Annotated in this window: 16 protein-coding genes, 1 tRNA gene and 1 riboswitch; of the genes, 3 read left to right on the top strand and 14 right to left on the bottom strand. The window is 43.9% G+C overall.

Annotated elements, in window-relative coordinates; genetic code table 11:
- Positions 1-222: 222 nt before the first annotated feature.
- The 8 genes from P6N53_RS00900 to P6N53_RS00865 all read right to left on the bottom strand — a co-directional run bounded on the left by P6N53_RS00900 (position 223) and on the right by P6N53_RS00865 (position 7,527).
- Positions 223-2,067, bottom strand: a complete 1,845-nt coding sequence (locus P6N53_RS00900; protein WP_304540407.1) for a CpaE/TadZ family protein — start codon at positions 2,065-2,067, stop codon at positions 223-225.
- A 22-nt stretch (positions 2,068-2,089) separates the two neighbouring features.
- Entirely contained in the window at positions 2,090-3,784 is a 1,695-nt protein-coding gene (locus tag P6N53_RS00895; protein ID WP_304540406.1) for a hypothetical protein, read from the bottom strand.
- A gap of 9 nt (positions 3,785-3,793) precedes the next feature.
- Complete coding sequence (locus P6N53_RS00890; protein ID WP_304540405.1) at positions 3,794-4,234, bottom strand: hypothetical protein; 441 nt, start codon at positions 4,232-4,234, stop codon at positions 3,794-3,796.
- Positions 4,235-4,245: 11 nt separating this feature from the next.
- Entirely contained in the window at positions 4,246-4,764 is a 519-nt protein-coding gene (locus P6N53_RS00885) for a metal-dependent hydrolase (RefSeq protein WP_304540403.1), read from the bottom strand.
- 26 nt (positions 4,765-4,790) lie between these two features.
- Positions 4,791-4,997, bottom strand: a complete 207-nt coding sequence (locus P6N53_RS00880; protein ID WP_304540401.1) for a hypothetical protein — start codon at positions 4,995-4,997, stop codon at positions 4,791-4,793.
- A 211-nt stretch (positions 4,998-5,208) separates the two neighbouring features.
- The gene (locus tag P6N53_RS00875; protein ID WP_304540400.1) at positions 5,209-6,102 is read right to left on the bottom strand and encodes a hypothetical protein; all 894 of its coding nucleotides are present in this window, start codon (positions 6,100-6,102) and stop codon (positions 5,209-5,211) included.
- A gap of 276 nt (positions 6,103-6,378) precedes the next feature.
- Positions 6,379-6,453 (bottom strand) — tRNA-Arg (locus P6N53_RS00870).
- Between the two features lie 129 nt (positions 6,454-6,582).
- Positions 6,583-7,527, bottom strand: coding sequence for an L-lactate dehydrogenase (locus P6N53_RS00865; protein ID WP_373322959.1), 945 nt, complete (start codon positions 7,525-7,527; stop codon positions 6,583-6,585).
- A gap of 124 nt (positions 7,528-7,651) precedes the next feature.
- Positions 7,652-7,810, top strand: a riboswitch (cyclic di-AMP (ydaO/yuaA leader).
- Between the two features lie 7 nt (positions 7,811-7,817).
- Here P6N53_RS00865 and P6N53_RS00860 point away from each other — a divergent pair.
- Positions 7,818-8,639, top strand: coding sequence for a cell wall hydrolase (locus P6N53_RS00860; RefSeq protein WP_304540398.1), 822 nt, complete (start codon positions 7,818-7,820; stop codon positions 8,637-8,639).
- Positions 8,640-8,667: 28 nt separating this feature from the next.
- Here the strand turns inward: P6N53_RS00860 and P6N53_RS00855 are convergent, their stop codons facing one another.
- From P6N53_RS00855 to P6N53_RS00845, 3 genes are all read right to left on the bottom strand, one after another.
- Positions 8,668-9,363, bottom strand: coding sequence for an endonuclease/exonuclease/phosphatase family protein (locus P6N53_RS00855; protein WP_304540396.1), 696 nt, complete (start codon positions 9,361-9,363; stop codon positions 8,668-8,670).
- A gap of 14 nt (positions 9,364-9,377) precedes the next feature.
- Positions 9,378-9,884, bottom strand: coding sequence for a hypothetical protein (locus tag P6N53_RS00850; protein ID WP_304540394.1), 507 nt, complete (start codon positions 9,882-9,884; stop codon positions 9,378-9,380).
- 82 nt (positions 9,885-9,966) lie between these two features.
- Positions 9,967-10,263 (bottom strand): hypothetical protein, encoded by a 297-nt coding sequence (locus P6N53_RS00845; RefSeq protein ID WP_304540392.1) that lies wholly within the window; start codon positions 10,261-10,263, stop codon positions 9,967-9,969.
- Positions 10,264-10,377: 114 nt separating this feature from the next.
- Between P6N53_RS00845 and P6N53_RS00840 the strand changes: the two genes are divergently transcribed.
- Entirely contained in the window at positions 10,378-10,698 is a 321-nt protein-coding gene (locus P6N53_RS00840; protein WP_304540390.1) for a hypothetical protein, read from the top strand.
- A gap of 64 nt (positions 10,699-10,762) precedes the next feature.
- On the opposite strand, the gene P6N53_RS00835 is transcribed toward P6N53_RS00840, so the two are convergent.
- Positions 10,763-10,897 (bottom strand): hypothetical protein, encoded by a 135-nt coding sequence (locus tag P6N53_RS00835; RefSeq protein ID WP_304540389.1) that lies wholly within the window; start codon positions 10,895-10,897, stop codon positions 10,763-10,765.
- Between the two features lie 188 nt (positions 10,898-11,085).
- Between P6N53_RS00835 and P6N53_RS00830 the strand changes: the two genes are divergently transcribed.
- Positions 11,086-11,415: a DUF2508 domain-containing protein gene (locus tag P6N53_RS00830; RefSeq protein ID WP_304540387.1), complete on the top strand. Its 330-nt coding sequence runs from the start codon at positions 11,086-11,088 to the stop codon at positions 11,413-11,415.
- Positions 11,416-11,470: 55 nt separating this feature from the next.
- Here the strand turns inward: P6N53_RS00830 and lpdA are convergent, their stop codons facing one another.
- Together lpdA and P6N53_RS00820 are read right to left on the bottom strand one after the other, a co-directional pair.
- On the bottom strand, positions 11,471-12,850 hold the full coding sequence (gene lpdA / locus P6N53_RS00825; protein WP_304540385.1) for a dihydrolipoyl dehydrogenase: 1,380 nt from the start codon (positions 12,848-12,850) through the stop codon (positions 11,471-11,473).
- 90 nt (positions 12,851-12,940) lie between these two features.
- Entirely contained in the window at positions 12,941-14,425 is a 1,485-nt protein-coding gene (locus tag P6N53_RS00820; protein WP_304540384.1) for a glutamate synthase subunit beta, read from the bottom strand.
- Positions 14,426-14,443: the final 18 nt, after the last annotated feature.

The following is a 14,443-nucleotide window of genomic DNA, read 5'->3' as shown; positions in this document are numbered from 1 at the left end:
ATGACGACTTGGATAGTATCTGAAATTGTTATCATCCCGCCTCACCCCCTTTCTTGGATTTTCCATCCCCGGCAGGTGAGGCCCGTTTATTATAGTTATGTATTCCCTTTCTCCATATTATCATAGCCTATAAATAGTAGTAAACAAAAACTCACCCAACATTTGGATGAGTAAATATCACCGTGATATTATGGATTTCTGAATAAATCAAATTCCACTCCATTAGCTCGCCATGTCTAGGGCTATCTCCCGGAAAGATGAACTTATTTCTTGAGAGTACAGTGACGGCGGAATTTTTGAACTCATTCCTTCTAGTACCTCTGTAGTTCGCTCCGGCACCTGGTAGTCTACTTTTAGTTCTAGTTTAGCCCGGATGTCCTCAATTCGGAGGTGCGGGCTTTCCACTACTTTGTTCGCCACCACATAGACCTTATTCATATCCAGTTCCGCCTCTTTCGTATCCAAGACCATTGCTATATTCTCCAATCTATATGGGTCTTGATCCGCCACCAGCAGGACCCTGTTGGCCACACCAAGGGCAATGTTTGTAGAAATGTCGTCAGAGGAACCCGCATCCACCACGATATACCCTACCTGTCGGGAAAGGTTGCCCAGCATATCTACAATTGTATTCTCACTGCTTAATATCGGTTCATTGCCGGTACCTGAGAGTACTAAGAGCCCTGGTACCTCCTTTGGCGTGAATCCTACCGTCCAGGGGTTTCGTTTGGGGCTTGCAAGCATTTCCTTAAGCCCGCCGGTATTGTAAATCTTAAACCAATTGTGTACAGCTGGCTTTCTCAAATCAAGGTCCACTAATATAACATTATGTCCGCGCCAAGCCAGGGATACGGCGAGGTTTACCGCAGTGAAAGTCTTGCCGGCAGGTACCGGACTCCACACGGTAATTACATTTGGTAACGGGTCATAGGCCCCCGTCGGCTTAGACTTTCTTTTAAACCTCTGAAAAAGAGCTTTAAACATACCAGCCAGGCTGAATTTATTTCTGTTTTGTGGCTTAGGTACGGGCATTATTACATCCAGGTCACTTTCCGGTATCCCAGACTGTAACTGTTTATTTTTTGCATTCCGGTTGAGTAACCTTTTAATAAGCCCTTCATTCTTGACTTTTTCTTGTTCTGGATTAGTGTCATCTTCATCCCAATAAAGACCCGGTATTGTCCAGTCTGTTTCCACCGGTGGCAAAACCCTTCGCCAGGCTACCGGGTTAAATTGCTTCGCTGTTAGATTTCGTATAGCCTCCGAACCCAGTGCCGAGACTGTAATACTAGCCCGGTTCAACTCCATGATCATGCCTCCTGCAGCATCCTGGAGCACCTCTTCCATCATCCTGCGTCTTTCTTCACTGCTACCGGGGCGGCCAGACATTTCCACCATGCCGGGAACCGCCCTTAACCGGATATGGTATTCTGTTTTCTTTGCCTGGGTAAATTCACGGTGGTATCTCAACCTGGACAGTCCGAGCTCCTTTAATCCATCATCTTCCATGCCATTGTATTGGGATTCTCTGCGGTCCCATTCCTCACGACAAAGGTCACGATCTACGTCAGCATAGATATTGACTTCCAGACCGGAGGAAAAAGCCCTCCTAGCGGCTGTAACAAATATTTCTTCTATATAGATCTTTTGCCCGTAAGTCAACTGTTCCCAGGGAGGTGGTTCCGCACGTAGAAAAACGGCTGCTGATCCGTCTTTATAGTGTACGTAAGGGCCGGAAAAGAAGCCTACACCAACCATTTTCTGAATAGAAACTTCCTCACTAGGGGAGCCAGATTTTCTGCGAGACGGTTCTTTTAAATAGCGTTTGTACCTCCGAATTCTTCCTGGGATATCCGCCAGCACCGTAACCAGACCGGCAGCCGGGAAAAAGAAGAGGGATGCCAGCCTAATACCTATTGAAAAAGGCAAAAACAGAAAAAATATAACCCCGATAAATAGGGGCATTACTATATAAACAGCTGCTCGAAATAGTGTAATATTAGCAAACAAGGCTACATCCTCACGTACATCATCCGGAAAGTATACGCTGTCATCATTTTGGCTCATTTAAACATTCCCTCCTTCCGGATCATTTTTTCCACGGCCCCAGGTTAACACCATTTAACGGGGGTGAAGGTGATCTAACCGGAATGTTATTCTGAATAATCATGTATTGATTTCCTACCTCCCAGTAAGGTGTTAGTCTTTCACAATGCTCTTTTACAATTTCTTCTGCCCTGGCAGCATATTCAGAACTTATATATATGCGACTTCCCCTGGTAGACATGGCCCCCTCCGGTATCTCGGGTATAGACGCTTTGATTTGCCCAGCCAGGTTGGGAGCGATACTCTCCGGTATCTGAATAGCCACTCTGCCACCATGTATTTGTGGTTTTTCAATTTCATATATCCCCGGATTTTCAAAAGTCTGTCTATCGATTGTAGTTGCGGGCTTATTCACGTTCCAGTTACGCAAGTCCCGTCCAAAATCACGCATATTATGAGCTTTTTTATGTGCTTGATAGGCAGATTCCCTTACCCCATCCCAACCAAATCGGGAGGCCACATTATGAGCCAATTTAGATGTCCTCATGCCAAAGTCTCCGGCTTTTTCTATAAATTCGCCACCATTTAAAGTCAGGGGGTTCATTACAGCCTTTGCTCCAGGAACGACCCAAATAAATATTGCCACTACATCCATAACGACAATGATGATTAGGTTAACTAACATAGAACTAACCCCAACCACCGCTGCTGGGCTTCCTACTGTTTCATTAGCATCACTAATAGCCACCATAAAAATCCACCCTAGAATAAAAATAAGTTGCAACAATAGTGTTCGGAAATAAAAGTTTACCCAACCAGCTAGAGGAGCCCATGTCCCAGTAAGAGCCGCCCCGGTGAAGTAGCCAGGTGCGGTAATAGCCAATAGGCATAAAACCAAGTATCTGAGACCTATAATAACTGACAGAATTGCTATAAAAAAGCTACCAAAACCACTTAATAGAATTCCTCCGGCTGCCCCTAGAAAATAATTAACACTGTGCCCCTGGGTAACGGCAGAGGCGATTTGTTCCGGAGGAATTAGTGTCGCAAGTAATATTATATTTCCATCAAATACGCTGGATTCGGGGTTACCCAGCAACGAGCATTTAGCCCCCAGCTCCATAAGATATTCCCGCACAACTCCAGCTAACGTAAAATTAAAAAAACTCACAAAAAATTCGACGAGGTATAACGATGAAATAGATGCCAGCAGGGCACCACATAAAACTTTTAAAGGTTTAGCGATATCAGATAATCCTTTGGCAGACATTATTCTGACCCCAGAAATGAGAACAGCCAGAGCAAACAGGCCTAAGCTGAAGAAAAACATTGTACTCCATCCCGATCTAACCCATTCCTGACCGGCAACAGACGGAGTAAAAAGAAATGCCCTCCCAAATACTCCTAGAACAGGTTGTAAAGCATCATCAATAATGCTATAGATCCAGCTCTTTATAGCTTTTAAAAGCAATTTTCCAGGTATTAAATCTTGTACAGTCTGGATGAATGCATCAATTTTTTCAATTAAGCTGGAAATTAACCCGATGCTTAATCCGCCTCCACTGCCGTCCTCATCATCCTCACTGTCACCGCTATCACTTACTTGACTTGATGATGTGTCTTGTTCAGCCATCGAAGCTTTAGGTATTGCCGTACATAAAATAGTAGAGAAAACTATTGCCCATAGAATAATTAAAATGCCAAGCTTAAATATTTTTTGCTTTTTTATCTTCATCACCCTCCCTAGTTATTTACCTGAGAGAGCATTAATCACCGGGACTAAAATCTTATCCCAGATGGCAATCAATACAACATACCATACACCAGTCAGGGCAAGTAATAATATCAAAGCTGCTACACCTATAGCGATAAACCGCCCCTGTTGAGTCTTTAAGTCTTTTTTACCTGAGATCAAATCTTTCAAGTCCCAGACCAACATTAATACAGCGTAGCCCAGAAAAACAACTGAAACAAATCCTATCAAAATATTTAGCGCGGCTATGAATCCCTTACCAGAGTCACTGGATTTGTTCAAATCTGGTTTAAATAGTCCCGGATCAGGAAGGCTAAATCCATCATTTGCTGCCATCACTGGCGTTACTATAGAGACTAGAAATATAGCTAAAAAAGCCAACAAAATAATAAAGAACTTTTTATTTTTACGTATTTGGAAAATATTTTTCTTCATTACTCTCACTCCTACATAAACGATTTAACTTTGTCGCCCAGCAGCAGCCAAACAGTTAGAAACCAGAGCATCGGCTGGAATATACCCTTCTCTATTTTTGAGCCTGTAGTAAAAGAAAACGGCCATGGTAATATCCTGGCCAATGATAGTTTTACATTAAGGGGCCACAGCCATTGAACTCCCTGGGGGTTGATTGTATCAACAAGTGGATGGCTTAAAGCTCCTGCAGTAAAAGCAAACAAAACTTCTTTTGGAAGACCTGGCCAAAAAAGATATAGCCCTGCCGATAATAACGCTATCGCCGCAAGGCTATGTAAAAAACCCCTATGTGAAGTTATAGCCCCAATTATAAAGCCCGATCCGGGAACTGTTCGACTTGCCTTTGAACCTCTTTTATCAAAGTCTGGTACTAGGGATGCTAACATTGAAGTACCTATAATCAGTGGCCATAGTTTTGGTGGGGCAGAAGTTAACTTTACCACCATAGCCCCGGCCAAGGCACCGGCGGCAATATGTGTGGGGTACAGCAAAATAACCACATCCTTAATAATAATTCCTAAGCTATGTAACTAGCTATTTCCCGTAATCGACCTGCCTGGTCCACCTGGTACCTTCTCCATACATTCTTTTCTTCAGGACCTTCTACTGTAAGGGTAACTCCTGGGGCGGCCAGCCCGCTCTTACGAGCAGCGTCTTTATGGGTCTCTGCTCTTATGGTGATAGATTTTCGAGCTTCAAAGCATTTTACTGTAAACGCATACATTTTCGCTTTCCCCCTACTCCTTTTGAGTCTGTTGCAGCACCGGTGTCTACGGTAGTAGCGGTGTAGTTGAGAGCGAAAATAACTTTTGGTATGTAATCTGACCATGATCTTAAACTCCTTTCTTTTCTGAGTAAGTAGCCGTAAATAAAAAAACAGCCCTTTTTAGGACTGTAATTTTTTACCCTTTCTTATTTCATTTAATTGAATGTAATTACGCTGAATAGGTATCCTGTATTTCACTCCAGCTTGCTGACACTTTCTTGAGCAACTTTTTTGACTCATTCTCTCTTTCCTTGGATTTTTCAAACAAGGACAAATCACAATATTGAAGAACGGTTTCTCTTATCAATTCTTCAATAATTTCCGGCTTAAGTGCATCCAATTCCCAACATTCATGCCCGAACTCTCGTATATATCCATGGCAACGGCTGTCGGTAAGTTTTGTAGGGTTAGGAGGGGGATTGTACTTCTCTATCTGATCGATATTTAGAGCTATTCGCATGAATTTAGGATAGACACCAAATGTGTTTAACCGATCCACTATATCTCTACTCATATCTTTACCGCTTGGATCATGGTCACCCAGGTGAATAATAACAATCCCCTTATCTTCTCCAAGCCTCTCCAACCTCTGTGCAGCTCCCCACATTTCTGATTGGCTTACATAACCCCTGCAAGAGAAAAATGGAACATCCAGCCTACCACATATCTGCCCCACGACTCCTACTAGCGCGTCTTTCTCAACCCAAACCTCAACGTAGTTATCCTGTTCTTCCCACTTGTTATAAGCAAATTGGTTTGCACAAGCTTCTATAATTTCAGCCGGTGAACTCCAATGGTTGTTTTTTCTTAAATTTCTTGTGCGGTCTATAATTGCATTCCAATCAATGAGGCCAGCCATTCTACCATCAGATATTAAGTTTCCAAGGTTTTTATAACTACGCTCGTTGTTCGGTATAACATCTCTTGCAACTAATTGGTAATACACTTGTCTTAAGGTCAGGTCATAACCCTTTGAATGGTATTCTTCGATAATTCGATTAACGCGATTAATTAAAACAATTCTATCTTGCCTAAAGTTTTTTTCCTGGTAACAAATCTTCATTTTCATGCCTCACTTTTAGTTCCAAGTACTGCTTAAGCACATCTAACAGAGTTTTAAATCACCTACTGTCCCAATCATTACTTCTTCCCTTATATGTCCATTAATAAAAAACTCCTGCCGTTACTGCTCGGCAAGAGCTTATAGTTGTCAATCTGTCAGGCTGGTTGTCAATCCGTTAATGGATTTAACGGGAACTTTTGGGAACTATTGCCTTGTCCTCATCAAATATAAAAGCCCGTGAAATCCAGTATTTTAAGGACTTCATGGGCTTATCAGTGGTGCGCCTGACAGGAATCGAACCTGTGCACCCGGCTCCGGAGGCCGGCGCTCTATCCCCTGAGCTACAGGCGCATAAAAACTTCGCTATTACATTATAGCAACAATTATGAATTTTGCAAGGGTTAATACGGAAGGATAGCAACTAAAGAATAATAACATATTTTTCACACTCACACAATAGGGGGTTGAGCCAGGCCGGCTTTAAAAGCCGGCCTGCTTAATAATATCCTTTAAAAGTTTGGCAGATCTCCTTAGGGCGTCCTCTTCCTCAACAGATAAGGGTAATACTACTGTTTCGGCACGTCCAAGACCGTTAACGATACAGGGTAAGCTTAAACAACAGTCCTCAATTCCGTAAGAGCCTTTTACTAATCCTGACACGGTTAGGATGGAGTTTTCATCCCTTAAGACGGCCTCACAAATACGCTTGATAGAAAGGGCAACGGCATAATAGGTGGCCCCTTTACGCTGAATTATTTCATAGGCTGCGGTTTTTACTTGCTCGGCAAGCTGTTCCCTATTCAGGGGAGCCAATCCCCTGAGCTGGAAAAAATCATCTAGGCTGACGCCCGCTATATTGGCAGAACTCCATAGGGCAACCTCTGAGTCACCATGTTCACCCACGATGTAGGTATGGACATTCCTTGGATCAACCTGACAGTGTTGTGCCAGTGCAGCTTTAAATCTGGAGGTATCCAGCACTGTTCCCGAGCCAAAGACCTGATTGGGTGGTAGCTCTGAGGTTTTTAAAGCAATATATGTAAGTACATCTACAGGATTTGTTACCATAATGAGAATGGATTTTTCACAGTACTTTACAAGTTGTGGCATTGCTTGCTTTAGTATAGTTACATTTTTCTCCATTAAATCCAGCCTGGTTTCTCCAGGTTTTTGGTTTGCCCCTGCAGTGAAGATTACTATCTGGGCTCCCTGGCAGTCTGCATAGGTTCCTTCATAAACGTTAATTGGTTTTGTAAAGGCAGCGGCATCTCCCAGGTCCATAGCTTCACCCTCAGCCTTTTCCCTGTTGATATCGATAAGAACCAATTCGCTGGCAATCCCACTGGCCATAATGGCAAAGGCTGTTGATGCTCCCACCTGACCCAAGCCAATTATGGCAATTTTGACCCCTCTCCTAAAAGCCACAATTAATCACTCCCCCCGCGAAATATTGCTAGTATCTCCTTGTTTTACTTATTGTATTAGGTCCACTTCCAAATTTTGTGGGTAGACGTATTAATTGAAAGATTGTACAATTGTTGTTAACTTATTGGTTAATAGGCCGAATCTCCAAAAACTGGAGTACGGGGGACTAAATATTTACGGGGTGAATCCGCAACCTTTTTCAGGGGGTGTCTACAGGTGCGGTAGGGGTGCCCTTCCAACCCGAACCCGACAACTAACCTCGAAGGCCAAGAGGAGGGTAACTGTACTTAATGAACATTTCTAAACGTATAAAACGTTTGGTTGTTGCCTTATGCTTTGTGGGTCTGATGACTCCTGCATTTGCAGCCTATGGTTATGATTATACGGTTCAAACAGGTGATTCGCTCTATATCATTAGTCAAAAGACCGGTGTAGGTATTGATGCCATAAAAAGCAGCAATAAACTGACCGGAGATTTACTTCAACCCGGACAAGTTTTAAATATTCCTGATAGCCAGGCTAAGCAAGCCACCCCACAACAAACTGCTTCCACCTATACTGTTAAAGCTGGAGATAGTTTATTTACAATTGCTCAGAACCAGGGTATTAGGCTTGAAGCCTTGATTGTTGCCAATAGTATTAGTGGAACTTTGATTTATCCAGGTCAGCAACTAAACGTTCCTGTGGCTGCCTCCCGCAGTGCAGGTGCAGTAGTTGAAGTCAGTCGAAGTGCAAAAAGGCCTGTTATACCCTTCACTGATGAGGACTTCGATCTTTTATCCAGATTGGTTAACGCAGAGGCCGGCGGTGAACCATTAGATGCACAAGTTGGTGTTGCAGCGGTGGTTATAAACAGAGTGAGAAGCGGTATTTTCCCTAATTCAATCAGGGAAGTAATTTATTCACCAAATCAGTTTAGCCCCGTAAGAAACGGTTGGATTAATCGCCCTGCTACTGAGAAATCTAAAGAAGCTACCCTGGACGCCCTGTATGGAAGTGATCCTACTAATGGTGCTTTGTATTTCTTTGATACCTCTACAAGAAATACTTTCCTGCGCTCACTGCCTGTGGCAGCTACCTATGGACAAATGATTTACGCTAATGCTAAGTAACAAAGGCGCCGAATAATCGGCGCTTTTATTATTTTATAAGCCTTATATCACATATCACTGCCAGGTGATCTGAAGCCTGGGATTCCACTGTAAATGCCGACATTACCTCCCATTCATGGGATACAAAAATAAAATCCAATTGTTCCTCAGGCTTTTGGGCCGGAAAAGTCTTTAAAGCCCTTGCTATTCCTGTGGCATCTTGGAGGAACGAGGTTATTAGTTCATACTCAGGTGAATTTCTATCAGAGTTGAAGTCGCCCACCAAAATTGAGGGGTATCTTTTTTTAAAAATAATATCAAGGACTTCCTGGGCCTGCTTTTTCCTTTCCATTTTGCTGAGTCCTAAATGGGTGCAATAAAAGGCAATTGGCGGTACACCTCTTATATTGATTATTGCCTCTATCAGTCCCCTCTGTTCACCGGTGCTGGTCAACAGGTGGTTTTCCCATTTCACTATAGGCCAACGACTTAGCACTGCATTACCGTACTTTGCAGGGCTCCATTTTAGTGTAGATCCGTAGACCCATTGCCTTTGTAATAGCTTACCCAATCGTCTGGCCTGATGTCTAAAACAACTTCTAGGAAGATATTTGTCCACTTCCTGAAGCCCCATTAGTTGCGCTCCTGAGCAGGCAAGTACCGCTGCTACCCTGTTAAGGTTAATCCTATTGTCTGTACCCTGGGCATGATGAATATTATAGCTTGCAACCCTAACTGTTTCCACATATTCACCCCCGGTCAGATAAGAAATGTATCTCGACCGGCTTTTCTGGTTGAGTTTAATAAATCAGCTAAATGGGTCATCAATCCTCGTATATTAAGATCCGGTGGTATATTTGCAGCTTTATTTGCCAAACTAACCAGTCCTTTATCGATCCCTTTGAGCAAAAATCCTTCCCGGGCTGCCACTGGACTTATCAAAGAATTGTTATCTTCTATAAGCCCCCTGTCAGGCAATAATAGCAGGTTACGATAGTATATCAAGTTACCTAGCTGTTCCCAGGTGTTTTGCTTAAAGCCAATAATTGTAATGTTTCCATCATCCCAAAGTATTTCAAAGGTTATCAGGCAAATACCCAGACTCTTAATAATTACCAGGTTCCAGTCTAACCTATAACCAACCTCTCCGCCCATGGCCTGCCTTTCTGCATAACCAGCCATTTCATTTTTTATAGCTGGAACTACTAAAAAACAGGTATCGCCCAAAGTACCTATAATATCTGGATATACAATTAATCCGCCCATAGCTTTCCCTCACTAACCCAAAAAAGGGCCTTCCTATTTAGCTGGGTTAAAATATGCTATGCGCTGCTTATAAATGCTGTTACTATTTATGACTTCGGTTAAACTCCTGGGCCCAGATGTTATATTCCTCAAGTAAGGTCAGAACCTTAGCATAGGTGCTGCCCTCAGTGTCTAGGATACGGGTCGCAAAGCCAATGCCTGAAATAAAACCCGCACTCATTCCCCTCTGAAAATCAGTCCCATGATGATGTTGTTGTTCATCCCTGGGATTTTTTGAAGCAACATCCTTCAGCTCAGCAATCTTACGGCTGAGTACCTCTAGGATATATGCCTCTCTATCTTCAGAAATTGACTGGTTTAAACTGTCTTTGTCTGCCATAGTAGCCCTCCCATCTTTTGTCACTATTTACCATTATAACAGCCAACCAGACATTTTACACCCCTTCCAGATTAGCCTACAGCAACCTATAATAATTTCAGGAGGTGGAAAATTATGGCTGACAAATGGGATGTCATGGAGGAAATATTTGAACTAAGTGATAATCGGGCTGTTAACTTGTTCCTTCAACCTGTAGAAGGTCAGGTTAAAATCCGGGGACGATTTGTTAGGGATGAAGGTGGTAAACTTCGTCCTGTCCTTGTAAAAACAAGTTATTTTCCCAGTAGAAATAATGAGCAATCACCCGACTCTCCATGGCGCATTGTTGCTTCGCAACCAGCCACCTCTTCGGATAAAAGTTCTAATAATAATAAAAGCATAAATAAATGGTACAGTAGCATTTGGCAACGTCTAAATGACTTTGTAAGGTTCTAGCTATAAAAGCAAAAAACCTCCCGTAAACCGGGGGGTTATATAAGCATCCTTTTTAGGGTAGAACTTAAACACTTTTTGAGCTTCTCAGGGCTGCATACATTTTATAACAGCACCCCATTCTAATTTTTTCACCATCACCTATGCGTTTCAGTTGTACCTTGCCGTTTACGATCTTAATTGTTCCAATAAGTTTAGCCATTTAAAACACCTCCTGTTTCATTAGCTTGAGAAAATTATAACAAGCAATGCCATTAGCTTCAATAGCTTGAAACTTATTCCAAATTGTAAAATAACTCACATAATTCTAAATCAGAATCATTAAAATTTTTTGTAATACTCCTTGTCCTTTGGCCATAAACATTAGCAATTGGACAAGGAGGTATTAATATGAGAATAGATAAAGAGATCTTCTCTTGCCTTATTAAGGGCTTTTCTTGGAAAAGGCTACGGAGAGCTATCCTAAAGGATAAGCAGGACCCGAAAAGGGAGTATAGCTTAGAGGTGCAAATTGTCCAGGCAAAAACCTCGTGGGAAATAGCAATCCAACAACTCCAATGGGCTGATAAAGATATGTTGGACGCGGCAATCCTGTATACCAACGCTTGTGAAAAACGTTATATGTCTTTGCTGCGCCAGGCCAAGGAACAGGGTTATTCTGCCTGGGGGCAGTTAGATGTCCAAAGCTTTACCCCTAACAATGCAGGCATGGCCGGCTAAGAATGGCTCTAGCGTAAAAAAGGGCAAAGAGCAAGCTTTTCCTTGCCCTTTGCCCCTAAATATGAATTGCTCTTCCATGAACTGCCTCTGCTGCCTCTAAAAGTGCCTCTGCTAAAGTCGGGTGAGCATGGATAACTTGAGTTACCTGTTCCACAGTAGCCCCCATTTTAATGGCCAATGCTGCCTCAGAGATTAAATCTGTGGCATGGGGTCCGACTATATGTACACCAAGCACCTTATCTGTCTCAGGGTCGGCTAAGCATTTAACAAATCCTTCGGTCTCACCCATGGCTGCAGCTTTTCCAGAAGCCATAAAGGGAAATTTTCCTACTTTAGCCTTAAGGCCTAGCTCTTCACACTGCTGAATCGTAAGGCCAACCCCCGCCACCTCAGGTATGGTAAATATACAACTGGGTATTACTCGGTAATCCATTTTTCGAGGCTGACCCATAATGTTCTCAACGGCAGCTAAACCCTGGGCTGAAGCCACATGGGCTAACTGGACCTTGCCCGTTATATCACCGATGGCATAGACCCCGGGTACACTTGTCTTTAAATATTCGTCAACAATAACCTCACCCCGCTGCCCCAGGGCAACTCCCGCTTCCTCTAGCCCCAGGCCCATGACATTCATGGTACGACCAATGGAGATAAGCACCTTGTCGGCATAGATAGCCTCATTACCCTCTAAAAAAGCAGTGACTCCCTCCTGGGTTCTTGCCACTCTCTCTATCTTGGCCTTGGTCTTGACTGTTATTCCCCTGCGCTTGAGTATGGTTTGCATCTGCCGGGCAGCATCACGATCGGTGAAGGGCAGGATGGTAGGCATAGCTTCCACAATTGTTACCCTGCTGCCCATTTCTGCAAAGATGCAGGCAAACTCACAGCCTATAACCCCACCGCCGACAATTAAGAGTTCCGGTGGTACCTCCTGAAGAATCAGAGCTTCGTTGGATGTTATTACCTTCTGCCCGTCATAGCCCAGGGCAGCAATCGTGGCTGGCTTTGTTCCAGTGGCTAAGATAATGTTCTCTGCTGCTAATTCCGAAATGCCTCCGTCATTCAATTCAACTATTACCTTGCCTGTTTCCCCCAATTTTGCCGCCCCAGGGATTAAGTCCACTTTATTCTTCTTTAATAAATAATTGATACCCGTAACCATTTTATTTACAACTGCATCCTTACGCTCCATTAGCTTTGCCAGGTTAAATTCTTTATTCTCAATGGTAATGCCAAATTCCCCGGCTGACTGAATTTTACGCAGCAGCTCTGCCCCTGCGACCAAAGCTTTGGTAGGTATGCAGCCCCAATTTAGGCAGGTGCCCCCCACCCGCTCCCTTTCGATCAAGGCAACCTTAGCTCCCATTTGGGCGGCACGAATAGCTGCAACATAACCACCAGGCCCACCGCCTATTATTACGATTTTATATTGCAAACAAACTACCTCCAGTACAGTTTTTTACCCGTCAATCTAAAAAATAACGCTCCCATTATAGGAGCGTTATCAATTTAGCTTTTTAGTATTTTATAACAGATTGGTGGAACCCATCAAGTAACGATCACATTCCCGGGCTGCTCCTCTGCCTTCGTTGATTGCCCAAATTACTAAACTCTGACCCCGCCTCATATCTCCGGCTGAGAATACGCCTTCTAGGTTTGTAGCAAATTTACCATATTCAGCCTTGGCGTTGCTGCGTTCGTCACGTTCCACACCAAGTTGTTCAAAAAGTGTTTCTTCTGGCCCGGTAAAGCCCATGGCCAAAAGCACAAGCTGGGCGGGCCAAACCTTTTCAGTCCCGGCAATTTCCCTGGGGGTAAAACGACCAAGGTCGTCCTTAACCCATTCCACCTTTACTGTGTGCACTTCCTTCAATTGACCCTGTTCATCTCCAACAAATTTCTTAGCTGTTATGCAGTATTGTCTTGGATCCTCGCCAAAGATTGCGGCCGCCTCCTGCTGACCATAGTCAACCTTATGCACCCTTGGATATTCTGGCCAAGGATTGTTGCTGCCACGCTCCAAAGGAAGTTGGGGCATAATCTCCAGCTGGGTGACACTCTTACACCTGTGCCTTAGGGATGTGCCCACACAATCAGTACCGGTATCACCACCACCTATAACGATTACATCCTTGTCCTGGGCGGAAATAAAATTGCCATCCTCAAGGTTGGTATCCAGTAGGCTTTTAGTGTTGGCCGAGAGGAACTCCACGGCAAAATGAACACCCTTGAGGTTCCTGCCTTCAATTGCCAAATCCCTGGGCTTGGTTGCCCCGCCACAGAGAACCACCGCATCAAATTCCTTCAATAATTCCTTGGCAGGATAGTTTTTGCCCACCTCTGTGCCTGTGAGAAACTTAATGCCCTCTGCCTCCATTAGTTCTACACGTCTCTGAACATATTTCTTATCCAGTTTCATATTGGGAATACCATACATAAGGAGTCCGCCAACCCTGTCGGCACGTTCAAATACCGTTACCCAGTGGCCTGCTTTGTTAAGCTGGGCCGCAGCAGCTAATCCTGCAGGACCGGAGCCTACTACAGCAACCTTTTTGCCTGTACGCTTTACTGGGGGCTGGGGCTTTAGCCAGCCTTCCTCAAAGGCCCGATCAATAATGGCACATTCAATATTTTTCACCGTCACAGGGGAGCCTATCAGGCCGCCTGTACATGCACCCTCACAAAGGGCAGGACACACTCTGCCAGTAAACTCGGGGAAATTATTAATCTTAACCAAGCGTTGAAAGGCTTCCTTCCACAAGCCCCGGTAAACCAGATCATTCCACTCGGGGGGAAGGTTATGGTTGGGGCAGCCAGAGGCCACCCCATTAATAATCATGCCACTGTGGCAGAAGGGAGTTCCACACTCCATGCAGCGAGCTGCCTGTTCTTTTAGCTTTTCCTCAGGCAGGCTATTATTAAGTTCCTGCCAGTCATTGATTCTTTCAATAGGATTTCGGTATGGCGCCTGTTCCCTTTTATATTCCAAAAATCCGGTAGGTTTACCCATGATGTACCCTCCCAACCT

The sequence above is a fragment of the Desulforamulus aquiferis genome (genome assembly GCF_030577015.1).
GTDB classification, from domain to species: domain Bacteria; phylum Bacillota; class Desulfotomaculia; order Desulfotomaculales; family Desulfotomaculaceae; genus Desulfotomaculum; species Desulfotomaculum aquiferis.
The sequence above is the reverse complement of the archived record's forward strand: the minus strand, read 5'-3'. Positions and strand labels throughout refer to the sequence as shown.

Excerpts from the sequence above, each read along its gene's own strand:
- P6N53_RS00875 (WP_304540400.1), bottom strand. The coding sequence starts at position 6,102 with ATGAAGATTTGTTACCAGGAAAAAAACTTTAGGCAAGATAGAATTGTT.
- P6N53_RS00845 (WP_304540392.1), bottom strand. The coding sequence starts at position 10,263 with ATGGCAGACAAAGACAGTTTAAACCAGTCAATTTCTGAAGATAGAGAG.
- P6N53_RS00900 (WP_304540407.1), bottom strand. The coding sequence starts at position 2,067 with ATGAGCCAAAATGATGACAGCGTATACTTTCCGGATGATGTACGTGAG.
- P6N53_RS00830 (WP_304540387.1), top strand. The coding sequence starts at position 11,086 with ATGAGAATAGATAAAGAGATCTTCTCTTGCCTTATTAAGGGCTTTTCT.
- P6N53_RS00880 (WP_304540401.1), bottom strand. The coding sequence starts at position 4,997 with ATGTATGCGTTTACAGTAAAATGCTTTGAAGCTCGAAAATCTATCACC.
- P6N53_RS00835 (WP_304540389.1), bottom strand. The coding sequence starts at position 10,897 with ATGGCTAAACTTATTGGAACAATTAAGATCGTAAACGGCAAGGTACAA.
- P6N53_RS00850 (WP_304540394.1), bottom strand. The coding sequence starts at position 9,884 with ATGGGCGGATTAATTGTATATCCAGATATTATAGGTACTTTGGGCGAT.
- P6N53_RS00860 (WP_304540398.1), top strand. The coding sequence starts at position 7,818 with ATGAACATTTCTAAACGTATAAAACGTTTGGTTGTTGCCTTATGCTTT.
- P6N53_RS00890 (WP_304540405.1), bottom strand. The coding sequence starts at position 4,234 with ATGAAGAAAAATATTTTCCAAATACGTAAAAATAAAAAGTTCTTTATT.
- P6N53_RS00820 (WP_304540384.1), bottom strand. The coding sequence starts at position 14,425 with ATGGGTAAACCTACCGGATTTTTGGAATATAAAAGGGAACAGGCGCCA.
- P6N53_RS00840 (WP_304540390.1), top strand. The coding sequence starts at position 10,378 with ATGGCTGACAAATGGGATGTCATGGAGGAAATATTTGAACTAAGTGAT.